At 65.3% G+C, this 23,890-nt stretch carries 20 protein-coding genes; 8 read left to right on the top strand and 12 right to left on the bottom strand.

The window, feature by feature from the left end; all coding sequences use genetic code 11:
• The 7 genes from ACE3TQ_RS06190 to wrbA are packed head-to-tail and all read right to left on the bottom strand — an operon-like array spanning position 1 to position 8,297.
• Positions 1–1,818: an ABC transporter transmembrane domain-containing protein gene (locus tag ACE3TQ_RS06190; RefSeq protein WP_374581103.1), complete on the bottom strand. Its 1,818-nt coding sequence runs from the start codon at positions 1,816–1,818 to the stop codon at positions 1–3.
• Positions 1,819–1,837: 19 nt separating this feature from the next.
• On the bottom strand, positions 1,838–2,917 hold the full coding sequence (locus tag ACE3TQ_RS06185; RefSeq protein WP_374581102.1) for a lipocalin-like domain-containing protein: 1,080 nt from the start codon (positions 2,915–2,917) through the stop codon (positions 1,838–1,840).
• Positions 2,917–5,463, bottom strand: a complete 2,547-nt coding sequence (locus ACE3TQ_RS06180; protein WP_374581101.1) for an FtsX-like permease family protein — start codon at positions 5,461–5,463, stop codon at positions 2,917–2,919. The genes ACE3TQ_RS06185 and ACE3TQ_RS06180 overlap by 1 nt, the downstream gene beginning before the upstream one ends.
• Positions 5,451–5,876, bottom strand: a complete 426-nt coding sequence (locus ACE3TQ_RS06175) for a DUF4124 domain-containing protein (protein WP_374581099.1) — start codon at positions 5,874–5,876, stop codon at positions 5,451–5,453. Before ACE3TQ_RS06175 ends, ACE3TQ_RS06180 begins: the two co-directional genes overlap by 13 nt.
• A complete protein-coding gene (locus tag ACE3TQ_RS06170) occupies positions 5,873–7,285 on the bottom strand; it encodes an FAD-binding oxidoreductase (protein ID WP_374581098.1) in 1,413 nt (470 codons plus the stop codon). The genes ACE3TQ_RS06175 and ACE3TQ_RS06170 overlap by 4 nt, the downstream gene beginning before the upstream one ends.
• A 2-nt stretch (positions 7,286–7,287) precedes the next feature.
• Positions 7,288–7,689, bottom strand: coding sequence for a DUF2069 domain-containing protein (locus ACE3TQ_RS06165; protein WP_374581095.1), 402 nt, complete (start codon positions 7,687–7,689; stop codon positions 7,288–7,290).
• A gap of 2 nt (positions 7,690–7,691) precedes the next feature.
• Positions 7,692–8,297 carry an NAD(P)H:quinone oxidoreductase gene (wrbA, locus tag ACE3TQ_RS06160; protein ID WP_374581094.1) on the bottom strand — a complete coding sequence of 202 codons (606 nt, stop codon included), beginning with the start codon at positions 8,295–8,297 and terminating at the stop codon, positions 7,692–7,694.
• Positions 8,298–8,352: 55 nt separating this feature from the next.
• Here wrbA and ACE3TQ_RS06155 point away from each other — a divergent pair, with 55 nt between their 5' ends.
• Positions 8,353–9,705: a YihY family inner membrane protein gene (locus tag ACE3TQ_RS06155; protein WP_374581093.1), complete on the top strand. Its 1,353-nt coding sequence runs from the start codon at positions 8,353–8,355 to the stop codon at positions 9,703–9,705.
• A gap of 12 nt (positions 9,706–9,717) precedes the next feature.
• Here ACE3TQ_RS06155 and ACE3TQ_RS06150 read toward each other — a convergent pair whose 3' ends face one another.
• Together ACE3TQ_RS06150 and ACE3TQ_RS06145 are read right to left on the bottom strand one after the other, a co-directional pair.
• Positions 9,718–10,506 (bottom strand): alpha/beta fold hydrolase, encoded by a 789-nt coding sequence (locus tag ACE3TQ_RS06150; protein ID WP_374581092.1) that lies wholly within the window; start codon positions 10,504–10,506, stop codon positions 9,718–9,720.
• Positions 10,507–10,508: 2 nt separating this feature from the next.
• Positions 10,509–11,819, bottom strand: coding sequence for an O-acetylhomoserine aminocarboxypropyltransferase (locus tag ACE3TQ_RS06145; RefSeq protein ID WP_374581091.1), 1,311 nt, complete (start codon positions 11,817–11,819; stop codon positions 10,509–10,511).
• 144 nt (positions 11,820–11,963) lie between these two features.
• Between ACE3TQ_RS06145 and ACE3TQ_RS06140 the strand changes: the two genes are divergently transcribed.
• Positions 11,964–12,422: a CBS domain-containing protein gene (locus ACE3TQ_RS06140; RefSeq protein WP_342114631.1), complete on the top strand. Its 459-nt coding sequence runs from the start codon at positions 11,964–11,966 to the stop codon at positions 12,420–12,422.
• A 92-nt stretch (positions 12,423–12,514) separates the two neighbouring features.
• Here the strand turns inward: ACE3TQ_RS06140 and ACE3TQ_RS06135 are convergent, their stop codons facing one another.
• Positions 12,515–14,776 (bottom strand): EAL domain-containing protein, encoded by a 2,262-nt coding sequence (locus tag ACE3TQ_RS06135; protein WP_374581090.1) that lies wholly within the window; start codon positions 14,774–14,776, stop codon positions 12,515–12,517.
• 208 nt (positions 14,777–14,984) lie between these two features.
• On the opposite strand from ACE3TQ_RS06135, the gene aroC reads away from it, so the two are divergent.
• Positions 14,985–16,085: a chorismate synthase gene (gene aroC / locus ACE3TQ_RS06130; protein ID WP_374581089.1), complete on the top strand. Its 1,101-nt coding sequence runs from the start codon at positions 14,985–14,987 to the stop codon at positions 16,083–16,085.
• Complete coding sequence (locus tag ACE3TQ_RS06125) at positions 16,082–17,239, top strand: MFS transporter (protein WP_374581088.1); 1,158 nt, start codon at positions 16,082–16,084, stop codon at positions 17,237–17,239. Before aroC ends, ACE3TQ_RS06125 begins: the two co-directional genes overlap by 4 nt.
• Here the strand turns inward: ACE3TQ_RS06125 and ACE3TQ_RS06120 are convergent, their stop codons facing one another.
• Together ACE3TQ_RS06120 and ACE3TQ_RS06115 are read right to left on the bottom strand one after the other, a co-directional pair.
• Positions 17,240–18,718 carry an HDOD domain-containing protein gene (locus ACE3TQ_RS06120; RefSeq protein ID WP_374581087.1) on the bottom strand — a complete coding sequence of 493 codons (1,479 nt, stop codon included), beginning with the start codon at positions 18,716–18,718 and terminating at the stop codon, positions 17,240–17,242.
• Positions 18,715–20,463, bottom strand: a complete 1,749-nt coding sequence (locus ACE3TQ_RS06115; protein ID WP_374581086.1) for a putative bifunctional diguanylate cyclase/phosphodiesterase — start codon at positions 20,461–20,463, stop codon at positions 18,715–18,717. The genes ACE3TQ_RS06120 and ACE3TQ_RS06115 overlap by 4 nt, the downstream gene beginning before the upstream one ends.
• Positions 20,464–20,708: 245 nt before the next feature.
• Here ACE3TQ_RS06115 and ACE3TQ_RS06110 point away from each other — a divergent pair, with 245 nt between their 5' ends.
• The 4 genes from ACE3TQ_RS06110 to ACE3TQ_RS06095 all read left to right on the top strand — a co-directional run bounded on the left by ACE3TQ_RS06110 (position 20,709) and on the right by ACE3TQ_RS06095 (position 23,851).
• Positions 20,709–22,391 (top strand): isovaleryl-CoA dehydrogenase, encoded by a 1,683-nt coding sequence (locus ACE3TQ_RS06110; protein ID WP_374581085.1) that lies wholly within the window; start codon positions 20,709–20,711, stop codon positions 22,389–22,391.
• Positions 22,392–22,436: 45 nt separating this feature from the next.
• A complete protein-coding gene (gene upp / locus ACE3TQ_RS06105) occupies positions 22,437–23,087 on the top strand; it encodes a uracil phosphoribosyltransferase (RefSeq protein ID WP_374581084.1) in 651 nt (216 codons plus the stop codon).
• A 3-nt stretch (positions 23,088–23,090) separates the two neighbouring features.
• A complete protein-coding gene (locus ACE3TQ_RS06100) occupies positions 23,091–23,447 on the top strand; it encodes an Hpt domain-containing protein (protein ID WP_374581083.1) in 357 nt (118 codons plus the stop codon).
• A 200-nt stretch (positions 23,448–23,647) separates the two neighbouring features.
• Positions 23,648–23,851 carry a cold-shock protein gene (locus tag ACE3TQ_RS06095; RefSeq protein ID WP_130314543.1) on the top strand — a complete coding sequence of 68 codons (204 nt, stop codon included), beginning with the start codon at positions 23,648–23,650 and terminating at the stop codon, positions 23,849–23,851.
• Positions 23,852–23,890 lie beyond the last annotated feature (39 nt).

Genomic DNA, 23,890 nt, shown 5'->3' with positions numbered 1-23,890 from the left:
TCAGTGGGTCACATGCACGTTATGGAATTGCAGCGCCGCCAGGTTGGCGTAGATGCCGCCCAGCGCCACCAGCGACTGGTGAGTGCCGGTTTCCACGATCTTGCCGTCTTCCATGACGATGATGCGGTCGGCGCGCTGCACCGTCGCCAGGCGGTGCGCGATGATGATCGTGGTGCGGCCCACCATGGCCGCCTCCAGCGCGCCTTGCACCAGGCGTTCGGATTCCGCATCCAGCGCGCTGGTGGCTTCGTCCAGCAGCAGCAGCGGCGGGTTTTTCAGCAGGGCGCGCGCAATCGCGATGCGCTGGCGTTGGCCGCCGGACAGGCGCACGCCGCGCTCGCCCAGGAAGGACTTGTAGCCGTGCGGCAGGCGTTCGATGAATTCGTGCGCAGCCGCCAGGCGCGCCGCCTCGATCACCTCCTGGTCGGTGGCATCGGCACGGCCGTAGCGGATGTTCTCCATGGCGTCGGCCGAGAAGATCACCGTATCCTGCGGCACGATGCCGATGGCGCCGCGCAGGGTGTGCAGGTCGAGCAGGCGGATATCGCTGCCGTCCAGGCGGATCGCGCCGGACTGCGGGTCGTAGAAGCGCAGCAGCATCTGGAACAGGGTGGTCTTGCCGGCGCCGGACGGGCCGACCACGGCGATGGTTTCGCCCGGTTTGATGTCGAGCGAGACATGGTCCAGCGCCAGGGTGTCCGGGCGCGATGGGTAGCTGAACGAGACTTCGTGCAGGCTCAGGGCCGCGCCGTTGGCGGCGCGCGGCGGCAGCGCCTGCGGTTGGACCGGATTCTGGATGTCGGAACGCACCGACAGCAATTCCAGCAGGCGTTCGGTGGCGCCGGCGGCGCGCTGCGCCTCGCCCATCACTTCCGACAGCGCGCCGATGGAACCGGCCACGATGGAGGCATACAGGATGAACTGGCCCAGGTCGCCGCCCGTCATCGAGCCTTCCAGCACGGCGTGCGCGCCCAGCCACAGCACGAACACGATGGTGCCGAACACCAGAACGATGGCCAGCATGGTCAGGAAGGCGCGTGCCTGGATGCGGCGCATGGCGGTGCCGAACGCGCTTTCCACCGAGCCGCCAAAGCGCTGCGCCTCCAGCTTCTCATGGGTAAAGGCTTGCACGGTCGGCATGGCGTTCAGGATCTCGCCGGCCATGGCGGAGGCGTCGGCCACGCGGTCCTGCGAATCGCGCGACAGCTTGCGCACGCGGCGGCCGAACATCACGATCGGCAGCACGGTCAGCACCAGCAGGCCCAGGATGATCGAGGACAGTTTCGGGCTGGTCACAAACAGCATCACCAGGCCGCCCAGGAACAGCAGCATATTGCGCAGCGCCATTGAGATGCTGGTGCCGACAACGCTCTGGATCAGGGTGGTGTCGGTGGTCAGGCGCGACAGCACTTCGCCGGTCTTGGTGGTTTCGAAGAATTCCGGGCTTTGCTGCACCACGTGCGAGTAGACGGCATTGCGGATATCGGCGGTGACGCGCTCGCCCAGCCAGGACACGCTGTAGAAACGCGCCGCCGTTGCCAGCGCCAGCACCGAGGCCACCGCGAACAGGGCCAGAAACACCGAATTCACATGCTGCGCGCTGCTGACGCCCGCGTTGGCGCCGAAGCCCAGGTCGATCATCTGCTTGAACGCATAGGGGATGGCCAGCGTGGAGCCGGCTGCCACGACCAGGGCGATGCCGGCGACGATGAAGCGGTTGCGGTAAGGCTTGAGGAAGGGCAGCAGGCCGCGGAAGGCGGCCAGGCTGCCTTTCTTGAGTTCTCGGGCTTCTGGCTGGCCGGTGGTGGTGGTACTCATGCGTGTTCTACGTTCTTGTTCAAAGTTTTATCGGACGGACATAGCCCGTCATCTCCAGGTAGCCGCGCCCAGCGGGCTTGCCGCCCCGGCTCACCGTAATCGCGCCCTCCCAGTACACGGCGCCGGTCGAGCGGCGCGAATCCAGCTCCTGGTCCTGCTGCAAGGGGCTGGCCAGCCACTGTTCGGGGCCGGTGGTGATCAGGGTGGCAACGGGATACTCGGCATGCGTGCGCGGCGACCGCCAGCGCTCTTGCGGGGTAAAACTGACCTGGTCCTGCGAATAGTGCGTGATCTTACCGGATGCGTCGCGCCATGTCGCGTGGGCCCATAGTTTACCACCTCGGCGGTCCCTGATCTGGAATGCCATGAGTGCGCCGCCGTCGGCCAGGTTGACGCCGACCCAGTCCCAGCCCGCGGCAGCCGGATCCAGCACTTCGCTTGACCATTCGTGATCGAGCCAGGTGCTGCCTTGCACCGCCTGCGCCGGCGCGCCACGGCGGGCCAGCGTGCCGCTGGTGCGCAGCTGGGGCTTGCTATAGTAATAACTTGCCTGTTCGGGGCGCGGGCCCTTGCGCGAAAAGCCGGCGTCGCCCTGCAGCAGGACGGGCTGGGTGGGCGCCAGCTGCAGCTTGAGCGTGAATTCGGCGGCGTCAATGTCGATCTGATAATTGCCGTCGCTGCCGCGCCGCATGCGCCAGCTGTCCAGCCGGACGTCGGTGTCTTCCGTGGCGGCGCCGGCCAGGCCGAAGCCGGCGCGCGCCGTGCGCTGGTCGTGCAGCAGCTTGCCCTGGGCGGGGTCCGACAGGGCGACGTGGGCCACGATGATGTCTTTCGGCGCGAACCGGCTCGGATTGTCGCGGCCATGGCCGGTGCCGCTGCGGAAAAACGTGACCTGGTAGCCAAGCTGGCGCCCGTCCTGCGTGGCAAGCCAGCCGGTGGCGTACCACCACTCGGTCTTGAAGCCGGGGTGGGCGCCGTAGTCGCGCGGGAACTGCAGCTGCACGCCGGGGCGCACCGGCGTGAATTCCGCCGCCCGTGCCGGCCACGCCTGCAGCAGGAACAGGCAAAACAGGCAGCCCAGGAAATGCAGGCGGCGCATCACCAGTCCTCCCGGACGGCCCGGATCGGGCCCGTCGACAGGGCCTGCCGGCCTGCGAGCAGGGCGGTGGCGGTGGCCGAGAGCAGCAGGGCTGCCGCCACGGTGGCCAGCAGCGGCCAGGGATAGTGCATCTGCATGCTCCAGTGGAACGATTGCGGGTTAATCACGTGCACCAGCACCAGGCTGATCACCCAGCCCAGGGCGAAGCCGGCCAGGATGCCGAGCGTGGTGAGGGCGCCGCCTTCCAGCGCCAGTATGCCCAGCACCTGCCGGCGCGTGACGCCGACATGGCGCAGCATGCCGAACTCGCGGCTGCGCGCCAGCGTCTGCGCCGAGAAGGTGGCTGCCACGCCGAACAGGCCGATGACGATGGCGATGCCTTCCAGCAGGTAGGTGACGGCAAAGCTGCGGTCGAAGATTTTCAGCGTCAGGTTGCGGATTTCCGACGGCACGCTGGTTTCCAGCGTGGCGCCGAAGGGCAGGGCGCGTATGCCATCCAGCACCTGCGCGGCGCTGGCGCCCTTGGACAGCCAGATCGCGGCATCGGCCGCCTGGCGGTCGCCGGTCATGGCGATGTAGTCGCTGCGGCGGATGATGGCGGCGCCTGCCGCCCGCGCATAGTCGCGCCAGATGCCGGCCACCTGGAAATCCCGCAGCTGGCCGTCCAGCGGCAGGCGCAGCGTGGCGCCGGGCTGCAGCGCGTACAGGTCGGCCATCGCCTCGGAAACCCAGGCTGGCGGCAGCGCGCCACCGCCCTGTTGCGCCGCCAGGGGCTCGCCGACCAGCACCATGGCGCTGCCCGGATCGTCCGGCGCGATGTCGCGCGCCAGCACCGCGATATTCGGCCGGTCCGGCGCCAGCGAGACGGAACGGACGCGCATGAATTCGACACGCGCCGCGCCTGGCACTGCGCGCAGGGCGTCCTGCTGGCCCGGCGACAGCCCGCCGCCCGCGCCACCGGCCGCGTTGCTGCGGGCATACACGTCGGCCGGCAGGATGCGCAGCACCCATTCGTCCACCGAGGTGCGGAAACTCGCCACCATGATCGCCATCGCCACCATCAGGCTGAAGCTCGCCAGCACGCCGCCCAGTGCAATGCCGGCCTGGCCGGACGCATTGGCAAGCCGCGTGAGCGCCAGCGCGCGCACCGTGCCGCCACCGTGGCGGCCCAGCCGCGCCAGGGTGCGGAAGGCCAGGCCGGACAGGCGCGGCATCAGGGCGATGGCGCCGACCAGCAGCAAGGCAATCGACAAATAGCCGAACAGCGGCAGCTCGTACACCGGCGGCGCAAACGCCATGCCGCCCGCCAGGGCCAGGCAGGCCAGCCCGGGCCACGGCCGCGCCAACGGGCGCAAGGCGGTTTCGTCGGTGCCGGCCTTGAGGGCGACTGCGGGCCGTGCGCGCGCCGCATCGAAGGCCGGCGCCAGCCCGCCCAGCAGCGCCACGCCCAGGCCGAGGCCGAAGTACAGCAGCGCGGCCAGCGGCGCCCACTGCACCGTGGGCTGGACGCCGGCGAAATAGCCGGCCCCGAGGTCGCCGCCGAACAGGCGCAGGACCGCCGCTGCCAGGCCATAGCCGCCCGCAATGCCGAGCGCGGAGCCGATGCTGCCCAGCAGCGCCCCCTCCATCAGCACCTGGCGCAGCAGCTGCCGGCGTTCCAGTCCCAGCACGCGCAGCAGCGCGAATTCGCTGCGCCGGCGCAGGACCGACAGGGCTTGCGAGGAAAACACCAGGAAGGCCCCGGTGAACAAGGCCACCAGCGCCAGCACGCTCAGGTTGACCCGGTAAGCCCGGCTCAGGCCCGTGTTGCGGCTCTCCTGGTCGGCGTCGTTCGGCTGGCCGACGCGGAAGCGGCCGGGGTACTGGCGCGCGAGGCGGGCTTCCAGCGCGCGCTCAAAGGCGCCGCGGTCGACGCCGTCGCGCAGCTTAAGGTCGACGCGCGACAGTTTGCCCAGGCGCTGGAAATGCCACTGGGCGGTGCCGATGTCCATCACCGCAAAGCGCTGCCCGACGCGGGTCCGCTGCAAAGACCCCGCCACGCGCAACGGCGGCGCGGCGCTGTCGCCAGCCAGCGGCAGCGTGGCGCCGGCCTGCACCTTGAGCCACTGCATGGCGGCCGGGGACAGGAAAATGGCGTCGTCCGCCAGCGTATCGTAAGGCTTGTCGTCGGCGGCGGCGCCGATCAGGTCCGGGGTAATGAAACCGGCGCGGAACACGTCCAGCCCGATAATGCGCAGCGCATGCCGCCCACCGGGCAGCGGCGCCTCCAGTTCCAGGACCGGCGAAGCGACCGCCACCTCCGGCAATTGCGCCAGCTCCGGGTAGATCGCCTCGTCAAAGGTCGGCTCGGTGCCGCCCACCTGGATATCGGCCTGTCCGGACAGGCTGCGGATGGCGCTGGAAAACTCGTTCAGCGCCGCCGCATTCACCAGGTGGATGGCAAAGCCCAGCGCAACGCCGATGGCAATGGCCGCCATGGCCGTCAGCGCCCGCACCGGGTGCGCGCGCCACTCGCCCAGCGCCAGCCAGCTGGTCAGCCGCCGCATTCCAGCTGGACGACTTCGGCCGCGCGCCTGGCCTTTTGTTTTGAACGCTCCAGGTTCTGCAGCGTTGCGCCGCGCGCGTCCTCCTCCGCCCATTTCTGCTGCAGCTGCAGCTTCTTGCACTTCTTATTGTGGCTGGCGACGGCGCGCGCCTCCGCCAGCGCCTCGCGCTCCTCGCGCGCTTCGCGCTTGCGGCGTTCGCTGGCGAGCTTGTTGGCCTCGCGCGCCTGGCGTTTCAGGTCGGCCGCGGCGGCCGGATCGGGCGCCGGTGCGGGCGGCACGGCGATCGTGGCGGCGACGCCTTTCTCGCATGGCTGCTGCGAGTAGCTGGTTTTGCCGTCGACGGTGCACTTGTGCAGGGCTTGCGCCCCGGCAGGAAGGGCCATCGCCAACAGCAGCAAGGGCAGGGGTTTCATAGGATTTTTCCCGGATTCATCAAGCCCAGCGGATCAAGTGCGGCTTTTATCGCACGCATCAGGCTCAGTTCCACCGGCGATTTATACCGCGCCAGTTCGTCGCGCTTCAAAGCGCCAATCCCGTGTTCGGCCGAGATCGAGCCGCCGAATGCGGCGACCGCATCGTGCACCACACGGTTGACCGCCTCCTGGCTGTGCAGGAAGTCTTCGTTCATCACGCCGGGCGGCGGCGCCACGTTGAAATGCAGGTTGCCGTCGCCCAGGTGGCCGAAGCACACCAGCTGGCAGCCCGGGAACGCCGCCTGCAGCCGCGGTTCGGTGGCCGCGATGAAATCGGCAATCGAGGACACCGGCAGCGAAATATCGTGCTTGATGTTCTTGCCGTCCGCCGCCTGCGCCAGCGGGATATGTTCGCGCAGGCGCCACAGGCCCTGCGACTGAGCCTCCGAGGCGGCTACCGCCGCGTCCTGCACCACGCCCTCCGCCAGCGCCGCGCCCAGCGCGCGCTCCAGCAGCCCGGCCGCATGCTGCGCCGACTCGCTGCTGGACAGCTCCAGCAGGGCATACTGGCGGTGGCTGCCGGCCAACGGCTGCTGCAGGGCCGGGAAATGGCGCGCCACCAGCTGCAGGCAGTAGGCCGACATTAATTCGAAGCCGGTCAGGCTGGCCGCGCAATGGTCCTGCATGATGGACAGCAGGCGCAGGGCCTGCGCCGGCGAATCCACGGCCGCCAGCGCGGTGACGCATGCCTTCGGCTGGGGATACAGCTTGAGCACCGCGCCGGTAATGATGCCTAGCGTGCCTTCGGCGCCGATGAACAGGTCGCGCAGGTCGTAGCCGGTGTTGTCCTTGCGCAGCCCGCGCAGGCCGTTCCAGATCTCACCCTGCGCCGTCACCACCTCCAGGCCCAGGCACAGCTCACGCGTGTTCCCATAGCGCAGGACGGCGGTGCCGCCGGCATTGGTCGACAGGTTGCCGCCGATGGTGCAGCTGCCTTCGGCCGCCAGCGAGAGGGGGAACAGGCAGCCCTGGACGGCCGCCGCTTCCTGCACATGCTGCAGGATCGCGCCGGCATCCACGGTGATGGTGCGGTTGACCGCATCGACCTGGCGGATCGCCTGCATTCGCGCCAGCGACAGCACCACGGCGCGCCCGCTGGCGTCCGGCACGCTGCCCAGCACCAGGCCGGTATTGCCGCCCTGCGGCACGATCGGCACCAGCGCCTGCGCGCACAGCCGCACGGTGGCGGCCACCTGTTCGGTATTGGCGGGCCGCAGCACAGCCAGCGCGCGCCCGGTAAAGCGCCCGCGCTGGTCGCGCAGGTAGGGCGCCATGCCCGCCTCGTCGGCGATGACGTGCACTTCGCCCAGCAGGGCGCGGCAGGCGGCGAGGAAAGCCTGGCTATCCATGGCTATTTGGTCTTGCTGGTGTTGACCTTTTCCAGCAGTTCCTTGGCGGCCTGTTTGGCCGCCTTCTTATACGGCTGCACGTAAAGGATGGCGCACAGGAAGTAGACCACGACGATGGCTGCTTCGCCCCAGCCCAGCCACGGCATGGCTTTGTCGCTCCAGCCGCGCACCACGCCTTCGGTGAAGTACAGCAGGATCATCATGGACGTCCACTGCAGCGTATAGATATCGCGCTTGATCACGCCCAGCAGCGGGAACAGCAGGGGCACGGCTTTCAGCACCATCCACGAACCGCCCGGTTTCAGCGGCGCGATCCACATTTCCCAAGCCACGCACCAGCCGATCAGCAAGACCAGGCTGCCGATGGCGCCCCAATGGAAAAATTTGTGTTTGGTGCTGTTCATGATTATCCCCGCAGCTTGACGGCCGCTTCGGCCAGCCGGCGTCCCATTGCGAGCGCCAGGCGTTTCTCATCTTCCGTGATCGGTTTTTTTCCGTCCAATCCCGACCAATGGGTGGCGCCGTACGGCGAGCCGCCGCTGCTGGTCGTCATCAACTCCGGATGGGTATAAGGCAAACCCATCACCATCATGCCATGGTGCAGCAACGGCACCATCATCGTCAGCAGCGTCGACTCCTGGCCGCCATGCTGGCTGCCGGTCGAGGTGAACACGCAGGCCGGTTTGCCGGACAGGGTGCCGGACAGCCATTGCGCCGACGTGCCGTCCCAAAAATACTTCATCGCCGCCGCCATATTGCCGAAGCGGGTAGGGGAGCCCAGCGCCAGCGCCGCGCAATCCTCCAGGTCCTGCAACTCGACATACGGCGCGCCCTCCAGCGGCACTTCCGGCTCCGTCGCTTCCGTCACCGTGGACACGGCGGGCACGGTGCGCAGGCGGGCGTCGCAACCGGGTACCGACTCGATGCCCTGGGCAATAAGTTCCGCCAGTTTGCGCACGGAGCCGTGCCGGGAATAATACAAAACAAGAATTGTGAGGTTAGTTCGGTTCATCAGCGCTATTATATGGCCCTTTACCGAGTAGCATAAAGATCAACAACAATAACAGATGGTTTTAAAATCCCTATATTCCAATGTTGCGCGCGCCTGCACCCGTGGCGTGGCCGAGCTGCGCGCCCTGTCCTGGAGTGAGTTGCGCGACCTGGTGCAGTTTGGCCGGCGCCGGCTGCGCGAGGAAAGCCTGCCCCAGGTGGCCGGCGGCCTGACCTTCACCACCGTGTTCGCCCTGGTGCCGGTGCTGACCATTGCGCTGGCTATTTTCACGACTTTCCCGATGTTCAACACCTTCCGCACCGCGCTGGAAGCGTATTTCATCAAGAGCGTGATGCCGAAGGCGATTTCCAACACCATCCTGAGCTACCTGACCATGTTTGCCTCCAAGGCAACAAGGTTGTCGGCGGTGGGCGCGGTGATGCTGGTGCTGACCTCCGTGGCGATGCTGAGCATGATCGAGCGCGCCTTCAACCGCATCTGGCGCGTCAAGAACGAGCGCCGGCTGGTGCGGCGGGTGCTGGTGTACTGGGCCCTGGTGACCCTGGGGCCGCTGCTGGTGGGCGTCTCGCTGTCGCTGTCCGCCCATATCTTCGACGCCACCAGCGACCTGATTGGCGCCGTGACGGGGCCCGTCTTCTATACCCTGCTGTCGATACTGCTGACGACAGTGGCGTTCACGCTGCTCTATATTGTCGTACCGAACAGGATGGTGGACTGGCGCGATGCGCTGTGCGGCGGCGCGCTGGCGGCGGTGGCGTTTGAGTTGGCCAAGCGCGGTTTTGCCGTCTTCATCACCCAGGTGCCGACCTATTCCAAAATCTACGGCGCGCTGGCGGCCTTGCCGCTGTTCCTGCTGTGGATCTACGTCTCCTGGCTGATTACCCTGTTGGGCGCCTTGCTCACTGCGGCCCTGCCGGTGGTGAAGTACGAGCGCTGGTGGCACGAGGCGGTGCCGGGCGGCGAGTTTGTCGATGCCATGGCCGTGCTGCGCGTACTGCATGAAGCGCGCGAGCGGGGCGACAACGCCGCGGTCAGCGCCGCCGAGATGCGCGGGCGCACGCGCCTCGGCTTCGACGAAATGGATGCGCTGCTGGAGCGGATGCTGGCGCCGGGCTGGGTGGCCAAGGTGAAGATCAAGCCGCCGCCGCGCGTGCAGTTCGGCAAGCGTGTCAGCGAAGGGGCCGACAACTGGGTGCTGCTGGCCAACGTCAACAAGGTCACCGTGGCCGACGTGTACCGCCTGTTTGTCTTTGGCGGCATGTCGCTGAACGCCGGCGTGCTGTCCGATTCGGACGATGAACTCGACCGCGCCGCCAGTCGCGATGCCGCCATCCTGGCGCGCCAGGTGGAAACGGCGGTCGAATCGGGACTCGGCGTCAGCCTGGCCGAACATTTCGCGGCCGCCTGACGCGGCCACGCCTCAACGCAGGAAGGCCGCCAGCGCGTCCAGCACGGCGTCCGGCTGCTCGGCCATCATCTGGTGGCCGGCATCGACGGTAACGGTTTGCGCCCCCGGCAGCGCCGCCAGCAGCGCCTTGGTGCTGCGCGGCGGCGTCATCATGTCCTTGCCGCCAAAGATGAACTGCACCGGGCAGCGTACGCTGGCCGCCGCCGCATCGCCGTTGGCATAGGCGTTGCAGGCGGTGAAGTCGGTATGGAACAGCCCCGGCTCGCCCTGCGCCGAGATGCGCTCCATCAGCCGCTTCGACATGCCCATGACCGAAAAGCCCGGCCCCGGGCAGGACGGTTTCTGCGCCATCGAACTGTGCGACCAGATATTGACCATGTCGATCGCGTCGCCCTCCGCGTGCAGGGCCGCGTCCAGCAAAGCGTCCGACACCTTCATTGGATAGGTGCAGCCCAGCAGCGCCAGGCGCGTAATCCGCTCCGGCGCCTGTTGTGCCGCCTCCAGTGCGATCAATGAGCCCATGCTGTGCCCAACCAGGGCCGCCTGCCGGGCTCCGGCCGCATCCAGCACCGACAGCAGCCAGGCCGCCATCTCCTCGACGCTGCGCCTGGCCGGGCCGGCGCTGCGCCCATGCCCCGGCAGGTCCACCGCCAGCACGCCGAAGCCGTGGTGCGCCAGGTAGCGCGACTGCAGCGCCCACACCGAATGGTCGTTCTGCGCCCCGTGGATGAACACCACGGCCGGCAGCGCCGGATCGAAAACCTTGCCGCCCGTGTAGCAGTAAGCATCGCCGAACATCATGCTCAAGCCCCTTTCTGCGAAGCTTTGAGCCCGCGCGCCAGGTCTTCCAGCAAATCGTCGGCATCCTCCAGCCCGACCGACAGGCGCATTGTGCCTTCCGCAATGCCGGACGCCGCCAGCTGCGCGGCCGGTACCCGGAAGTGGGTGGTGGAAGCAGGGTGGATCACCAGGGAACGGGCATCGCCCACGTTGGCCAGGTGCGAGAACACTTTCAGGCTGTCGACAAAGCGCTTGCCGGCCGCGCGGTCGCCCTTGAGCGTGAAGGACAGCACCGCGCCCGCGCCTTTGGGCAGCAGGCGCGCGGCCAGCGCATGGTCCGGATGCGTGTCGAGTTCGGGATAGACCACCGATTCCACCGCCGGATGGGCCGCCAGGAACTGCGCCACCCGGCGCGTGTTCGCCACGTGGCGCTCCATCCGCACGCCCAGCGTTTCGATTCCCTGCAGGATGGCAAAGGCATTGTGCGGGCTCATGGCCGCGCCAAAGTCGCGCAGGCCCTCGCGCCGCGCGCGCAGCGCAAACGGCGCCACCGTCGATTCCTCGGCAAAGACCATGCCGTGGAAACCGTCATAGGGTTCGCACAGCTCGGCGAAGCGGCCGGTGGCGTTGTAGGCGGCCTGCCAGTCGAAGGTGCCGCCATCGACCAGCACGCCGCCGATGGCCGTGCCATGGCCGCACAGGAACTTGGTGGCCGAGTGGAATACCAGGTCGGCGCCATGCTCGAAAGGCCGTAGCAGGTAGGGCGTGGTGAAGGTCGCATCGACCATCAAGGGCAGGTGCGCCTCGTGCGCAATGGCTGCGATGGCCGGGATATCCAGCACGTCGAGCCCGGGATTGCCCAGCGTCTCGCCGAACAGCACCTTGGTGTTGGGGCGGATGGCCGCGCGCCAGGCATCCGGGTCGCGCGGATCGACAAAAGTGGTCTCGATGCCGAAACGGCGCAGCGTGTAGCCGAGCAGGTTATGCGAACCGCCGTACAGCGCACGCGACGACACGATGTGCGAGCCGGCGCCGGCGATGGTCGCCAGGCCCAGGTGCATGGCCGCTTGCCCGCTGGCGGTAGCGATACCCGCCACGCCGCCTTCCAGCGCCGCCATGCGCTCCTCCAGCACCGCATTGGTCGGGTTGGAGATGCGCGAATAGACATGGCCGGCGCGTTCCATATTGAACAGAGCCGCCGCATGGTCCGAATCGCGGAAGGCAAAGGACGAGGTGAAATGGATGGGGACCGCGCGGCTGCCGGTGGCGGGATCGGGCGTTGTGCCGGCATGCAGGGCGAGGGTGTCGAAACAGGGATAGTTTGGCTTGGTCATGTCCTACATGCTATCGTGTTATTTATACTATGAATACTGTTGCGTCTTGATTAATCCAAAACTGGATTTTTCACTTGGCATACGCTAAATTCGATGGTAAGGCTTACAATAAAACCATAATCACCAAGGACAGGACGGCCCAAAATGAAAGTCTCCGAAATTCTCCAAGTCAAAGGGAACATCCTCTATACGATCACGCCGGACCAGCCGCTGGTGGAAGCTGCCAACACGATGGCCGAAAAAGACATCGGCTCCCTGGTGGTGATGGAATATGGCGACCTGGTTGGCATGCTCACTTTCCGCGAGGTGCTGAAAGCCCTGCATTCGAACCAGGGTTCGGTCGGCGGCGGCACCGTGCGCAAGCACATGGACGACCACCCGATCACGGTCACCCCGGACACCGAAGTTAATGAAGTACGCCGTATCATGCTGGAAAAGCACGCCCGCTACCTGCCGGTCATGAACGCCAAGACCCTGCTCGGCGTGATCTCCTTCTACGACGTCGCCCGCGCCGTGCTGGAAGCCCAAAGCTTCGAAAACCGCATGCTGAAGGCCTACATCCGCGACTGGCCGGCGGAGGAAGAAGAGAAGTCGGAAAACTAAAAAAAAATGGGGACAAAAAAATAGGGACGTACCCCATTTTTTTGAACTTCAAAAAAATGGGGTACGTCCCTATTTTTTCGTCCCCATTTTTTCTAAGCGACGCCAGCCAGCGCGTCGTTGCTGAGCCAGCCTGACAGGGCTTCGCCGGTCATCGGGCGGGCGAACAGGAAGCCCTGGCCCAGCGGGCAGCCCAGGTTATGCAGGATCTGCGCCTGGCGTTCGTCCTCCACCCCTTCCGCGATCACCGCCAGGCCCAGGTTGCGGCCCAGTTGCACCACCATTTCGGCAATGCTGCTGCCGCGCGCGGAGTTGGTGATCTCGGTGACGAAGGCGCGGTCGATCTTGAGGCGGTCGATCTGCAGGCGCTGCAGGTAGGACAGCGAGGAGAAGCCGGTGCCGAAATCGTCGATCGCAATCGTGACGCCGGTCTGCTTGATCTGCGCCAGCATCTTGATCAGCATGTCCGGTTCTTCCATCGCCATCGATTCGGTGATTTCCAGCTCCACATACTCGGGCGGCGCGCCGGTGTCGTGCAGGGCGTTGCGCAGCGTGTCGAGGAAGTGCGGGTGGCGGAACTGCACCTGCGAGACGTTGATCGACATGGTGAATTCGGTGTGGCCGGCGGCGCGCAAGGCGACCAGCTCCTGCATCGCGGTGCGCATCACCCACTCGCCGATATCGATAATCAGGCCGGAGTACTCCGCGATCGGGATGAAGCGGTCGGGCGAGACGAACTTGCCGTCCGGCGTCTGCCAGCGCAGCAGCGCTTCGGCGCCCATCGGGCGGCGCGTGCCCAGGTCGACCTGCGGTTGGTAGACAACAAAGAGTTGGTTCTGGCTGAAACCGGTGCGCAGGGCGTGCATCATGCGCACGCGTTCGCGGATCTCCACGCCCATGCTGCGCGAGAAGTAGAAGTGGCCGGTGCGTTGCTGGCTCTTGGCGCGTTTCAGCGCGATGTCGGCGTCCTTCAGCGCATCGGCGCCGCTGCCATCGTGTTCGCACAGGCGCACTAGGCCGAGCGTGGCGGACAGCTGCACGTCCTGCCCGTCGATGCTGAAGGCGGTCGAGAACAGGGCCAGGATATTCGGCGGATTGACCTGGCCGGCATCGCCCAGCACGCAGAAGATGTCGCCGCCGATGCGCGCCACGGTCAGCTGCTTGCCCAGGTTGTTCTGCAGGCGCGCCGCGACCGCCGACAGCAGCAGGTCGCCGAACTCGTGCCCCAGGGCGTCGTTGGTTTCGGCAAAGTGGTCCAGGTCCACCAGGCAGAGCGTCGCGTCCTGCTTGGCCGGCCCGGCCAGGGTGGCATCCAGGATTTCGATCAGGCGCGTGCGGTTGGGCAGCTTGGACAGGTTGTCGTAGAAGGCCGCCGTATGCAGGTGCGACACCAGTTCCACATTGTCCAGGCCCACGGCGACGTTGCTGCAGAAGACTTCCAGCAGGCTTTCTTCCAGCGCGCTCGGGGCGCGCTCCACGTCCAGGAAGGCGACGAAGGTGCGGCTTGCCTTGCCGGCGAAGTAGAGGGCGATGGTGCTGTCGCTGTACACATTGCGCCGCGCCGCCAGGCATTCTTCCATGGCTTTGTGCACGCGCGCATCCTCGTTCATGATCAGGGAGCCGCTGGAGACGTGGTGGTAGTTGCCGGTGGCCGCCATCACGACCAGTTCGTGGCAGCCCGCATCCGGGCACTCCTGCACGCACAGCACCCCGTGCGCCGGCAGGCCAAGCAGCTCGCCGATCTGAGACAGCACGCCGGAGGCGAAATTCTGCACCCCGTGCAGCGCCATCAGCTCGGTGCTGGCGTGGACGATGCGCGCCAGGCCGCGCCGGCTCTCGTTGATGTTGCGGATCTGTTCATAGGATCGGATCGCGGCGGTCACCGTGGTGAACAGCTTGATGCGGGTCAGCTCCGACTTGGTCTTGTAGTCGTTGATGTCGAAGTCGCGGATGGCGTCGATCTCGGGCGCGTAGCCGGGCTGCCCGGTGCGCAGGATGATGCGGACATCGGCCAGCTTCAGCGTTTCGCGGATATAGCGTACCAGGTGCAAACCGGCGTCATCCTGCTCCATCACCACGTCGAGGAGGATCACGGCGATTTCCTGTTCGTGCTTGAGCATCTCGCGCGCCTGGGCGGCGGAAAAGGCGTGAACAAACTCCAGTGGGCGGTGCTGCATGTCAAGGTTGCCGAGGGCGAACGTGGTCGTCGAATGGACGTCTTCGTCGTCATCGATAATCATCACGCGCCAGACATTGCGCTGTGTGGTGGGAGCTGGCTGAGCCGAATGCTCTTCTAAGAAAACCAGATCATCCTGATCGTCGTGGCCGCCATCTGGCGCCGTGATCGAAGGGGGCATGTGTCGCTTCTCCAAGGGGACTCGGTGTTCTTACAACTTAGTATATAGCGAATTGTTCCTGAGAACGACCATTAAAACACTTTCCACAGAGTTAACGAATAGCGGTGTGATAGTTTAGCCATAGTTGTAGCCAAAAAAGCTACTTCCTGCGTGTTTTGCCATATCCGGTTAGAATGGGGAGTTTCCCCAGTCACTTTCGCACTCCATCATGTCCGGCAATTCCTTTGGCAAGCTGTTCACCGTTACCACCTTTGGCGAATCCCATGGTCCAGCGATCGGCTGCGTGATCGACGGCTGTCCGCCGGGCCTGGCGTTGTCGGAGGCGGACATCCAGCCGGAGCTGGACCGCCGCAAGCCGGGCACCTCGCGCCATGTCACGCAGCGCCAGGAGCCGGACACGGTGCAGATCCTGTCGGGCGTGTACCAGGGCGTCACCACCGGCACCCCGATCGCGCTGCTGATCAAGAATGAGGACCAGCGCAGCAAGGACTACGGCAACATCGCCGAGAGCTTCCGTCCCGGCCATGCGGACTACACCTACTGGCATAAGTACGGCGTGCGCGACCCGCGCGGTGGTGGCCGTTCCTCGGCGCGCCTGACCGCCCCGGTGGTGGGCGCCGCGGCCATCGCCAAGAAGTGGCTGAAAGAGAAGTACGGCACCGAGTTCGCCGGCTGCATGAGCCAGCTGGGCGAGATCGAAGTGCCGTTCGAGAGCTTTGAACACGTGCCGTCCAACCCGTTCTTCGCCGCCACCTCCGACGCGGCCCTGATCGAGCGCATGGAAGACTATATGGATGCCCTGCGCAAGGATGGCGATTCGATCGGCGCCCGCATCGACGTGGTGGCGCGCAATGTGCCGGTCGGCCTGGGCCAGCCTATCTACGACAAGCTCGATGCCGACATCGCGTACGCCATGATGGGCATCAACGCCGTGAAGGGCGTTGAGATCGGCGCCGGCTTTGACAGTGTGGCGCAGCGCGGTTCCGAGCACGGCGACGAACTGACCCCGCAAGGCTTCGTCGGCAACAATGCCGGCGGCGTTCTGGGCGGCATTTCGACCGGCCAGGACATCACCGTGTCGATCGCCATCAAGCCGACTTCCTCCATCCGCACTCCGCGCCGCTCGATCGACAAGGATGGCAACCCGGTCATGGTGGAAACCTTCGGCCGCCACGACCCCTGCGTCGGCATCCGCGCCACGCCGATTGCGGAGGCGATGCTGGCCCTGGTCCTGATCGACCACGCGCTGATGCACCGCGCGCAATGCGGCGACGTCAATGTAGCCACGCCGGACATCAGTAAAGCGTGATCCCCGCCCAGGCTTTCGGGTTCGCGCTTTTCCTCTTCTGTTATTACGCTTACGCCGGTACTTTCTCCACCTACGCCAGCCTGTATTTCCAGGGTAGGGGGATGTCGGTAGCCGAGATCGGCGTGCTGATGTCGCTAATCCAGGTGCTGCGCATCTTCGGCCCCAATGTCTGGGGCTATGTGGCGGACCATTCCGAACGGCGCGTGTTCGTGCTGCGCCTGACCGGCGCCGCCGCGCTCGTCACGTTCTCCGGTTTCATCTTCGGCTCCACCTTCGCCCACTTCTTCGCCGCCATGGTGCTGGTCAACCTGTTTACCAGCGCCCAGGGCCCGATCTGCGAGGCGCTGATGGTGTCGGAAATGCGCGGCGACCTTACATACTACGGCCGCATACGCCTGTGGGGCTCGATCGGCTTTATCGTGACGGTGATGCTGTCGTCCTTCCTGATGGACTGGCAGGGCACCGGCGCCCTGGTATGGTTCTGCGCCGTGCTGCTGGTGTGCGTGCTGGGCGCCGCCTTCCGCCTGCAGGAAGTGCCGCGCATGCAGCATGCCGGCAAGCCGCCGGCCTTGCTGGCGGTCCTGCGCCGCAAGGAGGTGCTGGCCTTCTTCGCTTCCACCGCGCTGATGGTGGCGGCCCATAGCTCGCTCTACACCTTCTACTCGCTGTACCTGGAAAAGCAGGGCTACAGTAAAACCGTGACAGGCCTGATGTGGTCGGTGGGCGTGGTGGCGGAAGTGCTGCTGTTCTACTTCCAGGCACCGCTGTTCAGGCGCTGGGGCGCGAAGAAGCTGATGTTTGCCTGCTTCGTCTTCGGCGTGGTGCGTTTCGCCATGATCGGTGCGGCCCCGCATACGCTGGTGCTGCTGGTGGCGGCGCAGGTGATGCATGCGGCCACGTTTGCCTTGCATCATTCGGCGTCGGTGCAGACCATGCAGCGCTGGTTCGGCGGCGCTTTGCAGGCGCGCGGCCAGGCCCTGTACATCAGCATTTCGTATGGCATCGGGGCTACGGCGGGCAGCCTGGGGCTGACCCAGGCCTGGCAGGCGGCGGGCCCGCAGTCGATCTATTTCGTGGCGTCGGGACTGGTGGCGCTGGGCGCGCTGGCGGCGGCGCTGAGCTACCGCTGGCAGCGCCAGGCCGGCGCGGCATAATCAGGCAGCGCGGTTGACGCTGTCGATCTGGTGGCGCCGCTCGGCCGCCTTCATCACCGTGGTCCGGATGTCGTTCAGCAGCGAGAACTCGGTCGGGCTGAGGTGGATGGCCGGGAAGGAGTCGTCCCAGTCGCCGTACATGAAACCGGTCGGCTGGCCGTTGGAGCAGAGTGGCAGGATCACGAAGCTGCGCGCATCGCTCAGCGTGTCGCGCCACCAGGCCGGCAGCTTGGCGGCGAATTTCGGGTCGGCCGCATTCTCGATGAAGATCACGCGGTCGCTGCTCAGGGCCGCGTGGAACACGTTCGGCTCGTAGGCATCGGCAAACTGCATCAGCGGCAGGTGTTCGCGCACGCCTTCGCCCAGGCACATGCGGGCGGCGTACTTGCCCTCGCGCCGGTTGCGCACGAAGGCGACGGCGCGCGTGAACTGCAGGCCCTTGAACACGGTTTCCAGCGCGATCGACACCATCTGGCCGGGGCTGGCCGTGTCCAGCGAGTCGCGCATATCGGACAGGCCGCTGAGCAGGATATTGTTGCCGGCGGCGCGCTGGCGGGTCTGCGCCAGCGCCTTGGCGCGGCGTTCCGCCGGTTTCGACAGCGGCGCAATCGACAGGTCGGTGGCCGCCACCACCTTGGCTTGCTCGATGGCTTGCGCCAGCTTGTCGGTGCTGACGCCGATCATGCCCGCATAGCGCGCCGTGATGCGGCGCACTTCCTCCGCGCCTTCCTCGCTGTCATGCCACAGCGCGCCAGCACAGATGGAGGACATGGTCGAGACGCCGGCCACCCAGTCTTCATGGCTGAGCGCTTCCACCGGCGCGTCGTCCGCCGGCGGTTCCAGCGTGCGCATGCCTTGGATCAGGTTGGCCGGCAGGCCCCAGTGCAGGGCGGCTGCGCGGCCGATATCCTGCAGGCTCAGTCCCAGCATCTCCTCGGCCGCCGCATCTTCCTTGCCGGCGCCGGTGGCCTGCTGCAGCGCGGTCCAGCGCTCCGGCATGTAGAAGGTCACCATCATGCGGCCCAGCGTATGCAGCATGGAGCAGACCACGGCTTCCTCGCCGTGGCGGCTTTCGGCCGAGGCCGAAACCTCACGCGCCACGATGCCGGCCAGGACGGCCTTTTCCATTTCGATATGGGCCAGGCCGGAATCGGGCGACACCACGGAAAGTTCTTCAATCAGCTTCAGGCCCAGGGCCAGGTGGCCGATCGCTTCGGTGCCCAGCACCAGTACGGCCTTGCTGACGGTGTTGATATGCTGGCCGAACGCGGAATACATGCCGCTATTGGCCAGGCGCAGGACCTTCTGCGTCAGGACCGGGTCCGACAGCACGGTGCGCGCCATATCGAATTCTTTTTCATCCTCGCCGCGCATAGCGCCGAGGATCGACGTGATCGCCTTGGCGAAGCCCGGCATATCGCCCTGCAGGCGCGTGCGCTCCCACAAGGTGGCCAAGGTCTGCTTGCCCAGCGCACTCATTGCAGCACCTGCCGCGCGTCTTCGTTTGCCTGGTGCTCAGGCATCAGCGCCGCGTAAGTGCGCTCTTTCAGCGCCGCCATCGCGGTGTGCGCAGCCATTGGACGGCCGGTCAGGAAGCCTTGCACGTACTGGCAGCCGCGCTTTTCAATGTACTGCAGCTGCTCTTCGGTCTCCACACCCTCCGCCACCACGGACAGGTCCAGGTGCTTGGCCAGGTCCAGCACGGCGTTGCAGATCGCGCCGTCCTTTTCCGAGCCTGGCAGGTCGCGGATGAAGGTGCGGTCGATCTTCAGTACCGAAATCGGGAAGCGCTTCAGGTAGGACAGGGAGGAATATCCGGTGCCGAAATCGTCGATTGCGATGCGGGCTTTGCGCTCCGCCATTTTCGACAGGATGATCTCGGCATGCACCGGATCGATCATCAGCGTGCCTTCAGTAATTTCTAACACCAATTGTTCACCAGGCAGGCCGGAAAAGGCGAGCGCATCATCAAGTACATCCAGGAATTTATCGTTGCGGAACTGCCGCGGGCTGATATTAACAGATATATACAGCGACCGTTTGGCCACTTCCTGGAACTGCTTCAGCTGCACGCAGGCCGACTTCAGCGCCCAGGCGCCGAGCAGGTTGATCAGCCCATTGGTTTCCGCGATCGGGATAAAACGCCCCGGCGGGACCATGCCCAGGGTAGGGTGCTTCCAGCGCATCAGGGTCTCGAAGCCCTCGATCTCGCGCGTGCCGGAATTGACGATCGGCTGGTAGTACAGCAGGAACTCGCCTTCGCGCACGGCCTGGAACATGGCCGCTTCGAGCGAGATGTCGTGCTCCGGCGGGCCGCTCTGGCGCTGGCTGTAGACCACGCAGCGCGCCTTGCCCGTTTCCTTGGCGCGCGACATGGCCGCATCGGCCAGCGCGACCAGGCGCACTTCGTCTTCCGCATGTTCGGGATAGACCGACACGCCGAGCGAGGCGCTGACGTAAATGGTGTGCTGCTCCACCTCGAACGGCGACTGCAGCGTGGCCAGCAGGCGGCCCGTGACCAGCTTGATCTGGGCCTCGTTGTAGGTGCCGGGCAGGACCGCGACAAACTCGTCGCTGCCGACCCGCGCCAGGGTATCGCTGTCGCGCAAAGTCTTGCGCAGGCGCGCGGCCGCCATCTTCAGCACCGCGTCGCCGACCGGATGGCCGAGGCCATCGTTCACTTTCTTGAAGCTGTCCAGGCCAATGGTCGCCACCGCGAAGCCCTGGCCGGAACGGCGCGCCTGGGCGATGGTCATGCGCAGGCGGTCCGTCAGCAGCAGGCGGTTCGGCAGTTCGGTCAGGCCATCGTGGGTGGCCATGTGGCGCAGCCGCTCTTCGGTCGCATGCTGCGCCGTCATGTCGCGCCCGACCACCAGCAGCTCATAGGCCTTGTTGCCGGTGGTGTAGCTGCTGACGCGCAGTTCGAAACAGATTTCCTGGTCGGGCGTCTTGAGGCGGACTTCCGCACGGTTGGCGCCGCGCGCCTGGATGGATTCGGAGAGGGCGGACTTCAGCGCCGCGTGATCGAGGTCGCAGACCAGGGCCAGGAAAGGCAGGCCTTCGAGTTCCCTGCCATTGCCGAGCAGGTTGATGCTGCGCTGGCTGGCAAACAGGATTTGCCCCATCAGGTTGAGCCGGAACACGACATCGCCAGCTTCCTCAAGCAGGATATTGGCCTCATGATGCGACGTCGGTAAGGGCACTGTTGGGGAGCTGGAAAGCATTGTTGCGCTCGATTCTTTCTTTCAGGTCGTAACCAGAGAGAAATGTAACACTTAAAGCTCATGTTTTACATGAAAAACGACAACATTAGTGCATGTTTTTAGGAAATTTGTTGCCCCAGATCAGTTTCGGTTTAGATTGACGGAAATTTGATGCTTTATTAAGCAATATTTCCGCACTGCTGCACCTTGCTACCTTTGAAAGTTTGCGCTAGCCTCGCGTTACAGAGGAAGCCGAGGAGAGCGAAATGAACCGTTTCGACACGCACGAGGTTTTCAACCAGGTTGCACCGTTCGAGAACGTGAACCTGTTCACCTGCGACAGCGCCTTGCGTGAAGCGCTGGAGCGTGAAGGCGGGGCGTATGCCATGGCCTCGCTCATGGAACTGGGCGCGGAACTGGGCACCTCGGCCATGCAGCAACTGGCGCGGCAAGCTAATGCGCACCCGCCTGTCCTGAACAATTTCGACCGCAGCGGCCGCCGTATCGACGAGATCGAATTCCATCCCGCCTGGCACCAGTTGATGGAAAAGCTGATTGCTTCGGGCGCCCATGCTTCGCCGTGGGAAGGCAAGCACCCGCACCATGGCGCCCAGGTGGCGCGCGCCGCGCGCTACATCCTGTTCGGGCAGGTGGAGAATGGCTCGCAATGCCCGGTCACCATGACCTACGCCAGCGTCCCGGCGCTGCGCCAGAGCCCCGGGCTGGCAGCGCGCTGGCTGCCCAAGATCCTGTCGCGCGTCTACGACCCGAGCCCGCTGCCCATCGAGCAGAAGCGCGGCGCCCTGATCGGCATGGGCATGACGGAAAAGCAGGGCGGCTCCGACCTGCGCACCAACACCACGCGCGCCGAAGCCGTGCCAGCCAGCGAAGCGCGCGCACTGTTCGGCGCCGACAGCGAACCCGTGTACCGCCTGACCGGCCACAAATGGTTCTTCTCCGCGCCGCAATGCGACGCCCACCTGGTGCTGGGCCAGGTCGATGGCGAAGGCCTGACCTGCTTCCTGGTGCCGCGCTTCCTGCCGGACGGCACGCGCAACCAGGTGCGCGTGCAGCGCCTGAAGGACAAGCTCGGCAACAAATCCAACGCCTCCTCCGAAGTCGAGTTCACCGGTGCTTATGGCTGGCAGCTGGGCGCGCTGGGGCGCGGCGTGCCCACTATCCTGGAAATGGGCAACCACACCCGCCTCGACTGCGTGCTGGGCACGGCAGGCATCATGCGCGCCGCCCTGACGCAGGCGCTGCACCACGCGCGCCGCCGCAGCGCCTTCGGCAAACCGCTGGCCGAGCAACCCCTGATGCAGAATGTGCTGGCCGACCTGGCGCTCGAATCGGAAGCGGCCACCGTCTTCGCCATGCGCCTGGCGCGCTGCTTCGACCACCCCGACAATCCGTCGGAGGCGCTGCTGGCGCGCCTGCTGACGCCGGCCGGCAAATACTGGATCTGCAAACGCGGCCCCGGCTTCGGCGCCGAAGCGATGGAAGTACTGGGCGGCAGCGGCTACGTGGAAGAGAGTTCGCTGGCGCGCCTGTACCGCGAGCTGCCGGTGAATTCGATCTGGGAAGGCTCCGGCAACGTGATGTGCCTGGACCTGCTGCGTGCGCTGTCGAAATCGAGCCAGGCGCAGGAAGTGCTGGCCGCGGAACTGGGGGAGGGCAGCCACGCCGACCCCGAGTATGTGCGCTTCACCAGCCAGCTGCTGGCCGACCTGCCGCAAGCGCGCGAGGACGAATACGGCGCGCGCCTGCTTGCCGAGCGCCTGGTGCTGGCGATCCAGGCCGGGCTGCTGCTGCGCTACGCGCCAGCCTTTGTCAGCTCCGCCTTCGTCGCCACGCGGCTGGCGCGCGAACCGGGCGGCGCTTACGGAAGGTTGCCGGCAGGCACTAACTGTGAAGCCATTCTACAGCGGGCGCTGGTCGAAAATGCCTGAGGCTGGGATAATGCCGCCTACAAACTGATTCCATTCAATAAATATATGAAACAAGATCCGCGCTTTCCGAACCTGTTCATCACCGACCACCCGCTGATCCAGCACAAGCTCAGCCACATGCGCGACAAATCGACGTCCACGCGCACTTTCCGCGAGCTGCTGAAAGAGATCACCCTGCTCATGGGCTACGAAATCACCCGTGACCTGCCGCTGACCACGCGCGAGATCGAAACCCCGCTGCAAACCATCCAGGCCCCGGTGATCGCCGGCCGCAAGCTGGCTGTGGTGCCTATCCTGCGTGCCGGCGTCGGCATGAGCGATGGCCTGCTGAACCTGGTGCCATCGGCGCGCGTTGGCCATATCGGCGTGTTCCGCGACCCGGACACCCACCAGCCGGTGGAATACCTGGTCCGCCTGCCGGACCTGGCCGACCGCACCTTCATCCTGTGCGACCCGATGGTGGCAACCGGCAATTCCGCCGTGCACGCCGTGGATGTGCTGAAAAAGCGCGGCGTCAGCGACGACCAGATCATCTTCCTGGCCCTGGTCGCGGCACCGGAAGGCATTGAAGTGTTCCAGAAGTCGCACCCGAACGTGAGGATCTTCTGCGCCTCGCTCGACTCCCACCTGAACGAGCACGCCTACATCATCCCCGGCCTGGGCGACGCAGGCGACCGTATTTTCGGCACCAAGTAAGCCATGGCTACGCCAGTCGACCCCGCTTTCCAGGATCGGCTGCAAGCCCTGCGCGACAAGTACGCCGCCAGCGTTCCCGAACGCATGGCGGCCATCCGTGACGGCCTCACGCTGTGCGTCGAGGCCGGCCGCACCCCCGCCAATGTCGAACAGCTCCACCATGCACTGCACAGTGTGGCTGGCTCTGCCGGTTCATTCGGCCTGCACGCCCTGGGCGACGAAGCGCGCCGCATCGAACAGATGGTACGCGGTGTGATGGAAAGCGGCGCTCCCTGGGACGGTATTGAAACTGCCGTGCAAGCCCTGTTGCAATGGGCCGACAAGGATTTTCGCCGCGAAAAGTTTGCTGCGCACGATTGATATTTATCAAACAAGTTTGATAAATCTTGTCTATAGTTACATACACATGTACGAGAGCTGTTGGAACAAACGTGAATATATTTTCTTACTCACGTGTTTTTAACAGGTATTTCGGTATAATGCGGGATCGTTTTGATTCAGGTTACTGGGTTCAAACGATATCACGGGCGCAAGCTCATTTAACTGTAATAGGAATTGTAATGGCAACTGGTATCGTAAAATGGTTCAACGACGCTAAGGGTTTTGGTTTCATCACCCCTGACGAAGGCGGCGAAGATCTGTTTGCTCACTTCTCGGCTATCCAGAGCACCGGCTTCAAGTCGCTGCAGGAGAACCAACGCGTATCCTTCGACGTGACCTCCGGCCCAAAAGGCAAGCAGGCGTCGAACATCCAGCCTCTGTAATCGAGACCGGATCAAACGATAAAAAATCCTCGGAATCCG

The sequence above is a fragment of the Pseudoduganella sp. genome (genome assembly GCF_041914865.1).
In the GTDB taxonomy this organism is placed as follows: Bacteria; Pseudomonadota; Gammaproteobacteria; order Burkholderiales; family Burkholderiaceae_D; genus Rugamonas.
This window is presented reverse-complemented; position numbering and strand designations above follow the sequence as displayed.

What these genes read in the sequence shown, in the direction of transcription:
- ACE3TQ_RS06120 (WP_374581087.1), bottom strand. Translation starts at nt 18,718, where the DNA reads ATGAGTGCGCTGGGCAAGCAGACCTTGGCCACCTTGTGGGAGCGCACG.
- ACE3TQ_RS06175 (WP_374581099.1), bottom strand. Translation starts at nt 5,876, where the DNA reads ATGAAACCCCTGCCCTTGCTGCTGTTGGCGATGGCCCTTCCTGCCGGG.
- aroC (WP_374581089.1), top strand. Translation starts at nt 14,985, where the DNA reads ATGTCCGGCAATTCCTTTGGCAAGCTGTTCACCGTTACCACCTTTGGC.
- ACE3TQ_RS06145 (WP_374581091.1), bottom strand. Translation starts at nt 11,819, where the DNA reads ATGACCAAGCCAAACTATCCCTGTTTCGACACCCTCGCCCTGCATGCC.
- ACE3TQ_RS06135 (WP_374581090.1), bottom strand. Translation starts at nt 14,776, where the DNA reads ATGCCCCCTTCGATCACGGCGCCAGATGGCGGCCACGACGATCAGGAT.
- ACE3TQ_RS06110 (WP_374581085.1), top strand. Translation starts at nt 20,709, where the DNA reads ATGAACCGTTTCGACACGCACGAGGTTTTCAACCAGGTTGCACCGTTC.
- ACE3TQ_RS06165 (WP_374581095.1), bottom strand. Translation starts at nt 7,689, where the DNA reads ATGAACAGCACCAAACACAAATTTTTCCATTGGGGCGCCATCGGCAGC.
- ACE3TQ_RS06155 (WP_374581093.1), top strand. Translation starts at nt 8,353, where the DNA reads ATGGTTTTAAAATCCCTATATTCCAATGTTGCGCGCGCCTGCACCCGT.
- upp (WP_374581084.1), top strand. Translation starts at nt 22,437, where the DNA reads ATGAAACAAGATCCGCGCTTTCCGAACCTGTTCATCACCGACCACCCG.
- ACE3TQ_RS06100 (WP_374581083.1), top strand. Translation starts at nt 23,091, where the DNA reads ATGGCTACGCCAGTCGACCCCGCTTTCCAGGATCGGCTGCAAGCCCTG.
- ACE3TQ_RS06170 (WP_374581098.1), bottom strand. Translation starts at nt 7,285, where the DNA reads ATGGATAGCCAGGCTTTCCTCGCCGCCTGCCGCGCCCTGCTGGGCGAA.
- wrbA (WP_374581094.1), bottom strand. Translation starts at nt 8,297, where the DNA reads ATGAACCGAACTAACCTCACAATTCTTGTTTTGTATTATTCCCGGCAC.
- ACE3TQ_RS06115 (WP_374581086.1), bottom strand. Translation starts at nt 20,463, where the DNA reads ATGCTTTCCAGCTCCCCAACAGTGCCCTTACCGACGTCGCATCATGAG.
- ACE3TQ_RS06140 (WP_342114631.1), top strand. Translation starts at nt 11,964, where the DNA reads ATGAAAGTCTCCGAAATTCTCCAAGTCAAAGGGAACATCCTCTATACG.
- ACE3TQ_RS06095 (WP_130314543.1), top strand. Translation starts at nt 23,648, where the DNA reads ATGGCAACTGGTATCGTAAAATGGTTCAACGACGCTAAGGGTTTTGGT.
- ACE3TQ_RS06180 (WP_374581101.1), bottom strand. Translation starts at nt 5,463, where the DNA reads ATGCGGCGGCTGACCAGCTGGCTGGCGCTGGGCGAGTGGCGCGCGCAC.
- ACE3TQ_RS06185 (WP_374581102.1), bottom strand. Translation starts at nt 2,917, where the DNA reads ATGCGCCGCCTGCATTTCCTGGGCTGCCTGTTTTGCCTGTTCCTGCTG.
- ACE3TQ_RS06150 (WP_374581092.1), bottom strand. Translation starts at nt 10,506, where the DNA reads ATGATGTTCGGCGATGCTTACTGCTACACGGGCGGCAAGGTTTTCGAT.
- ACE3TQ_RS06190 (WP_374581103.1), bottom strand. Translation starts at nt 1,818, where the DNA reads ATGAGTACCACCACCACCGGCCAGCCAGAAGCCCGAGAACTCAAGAAA.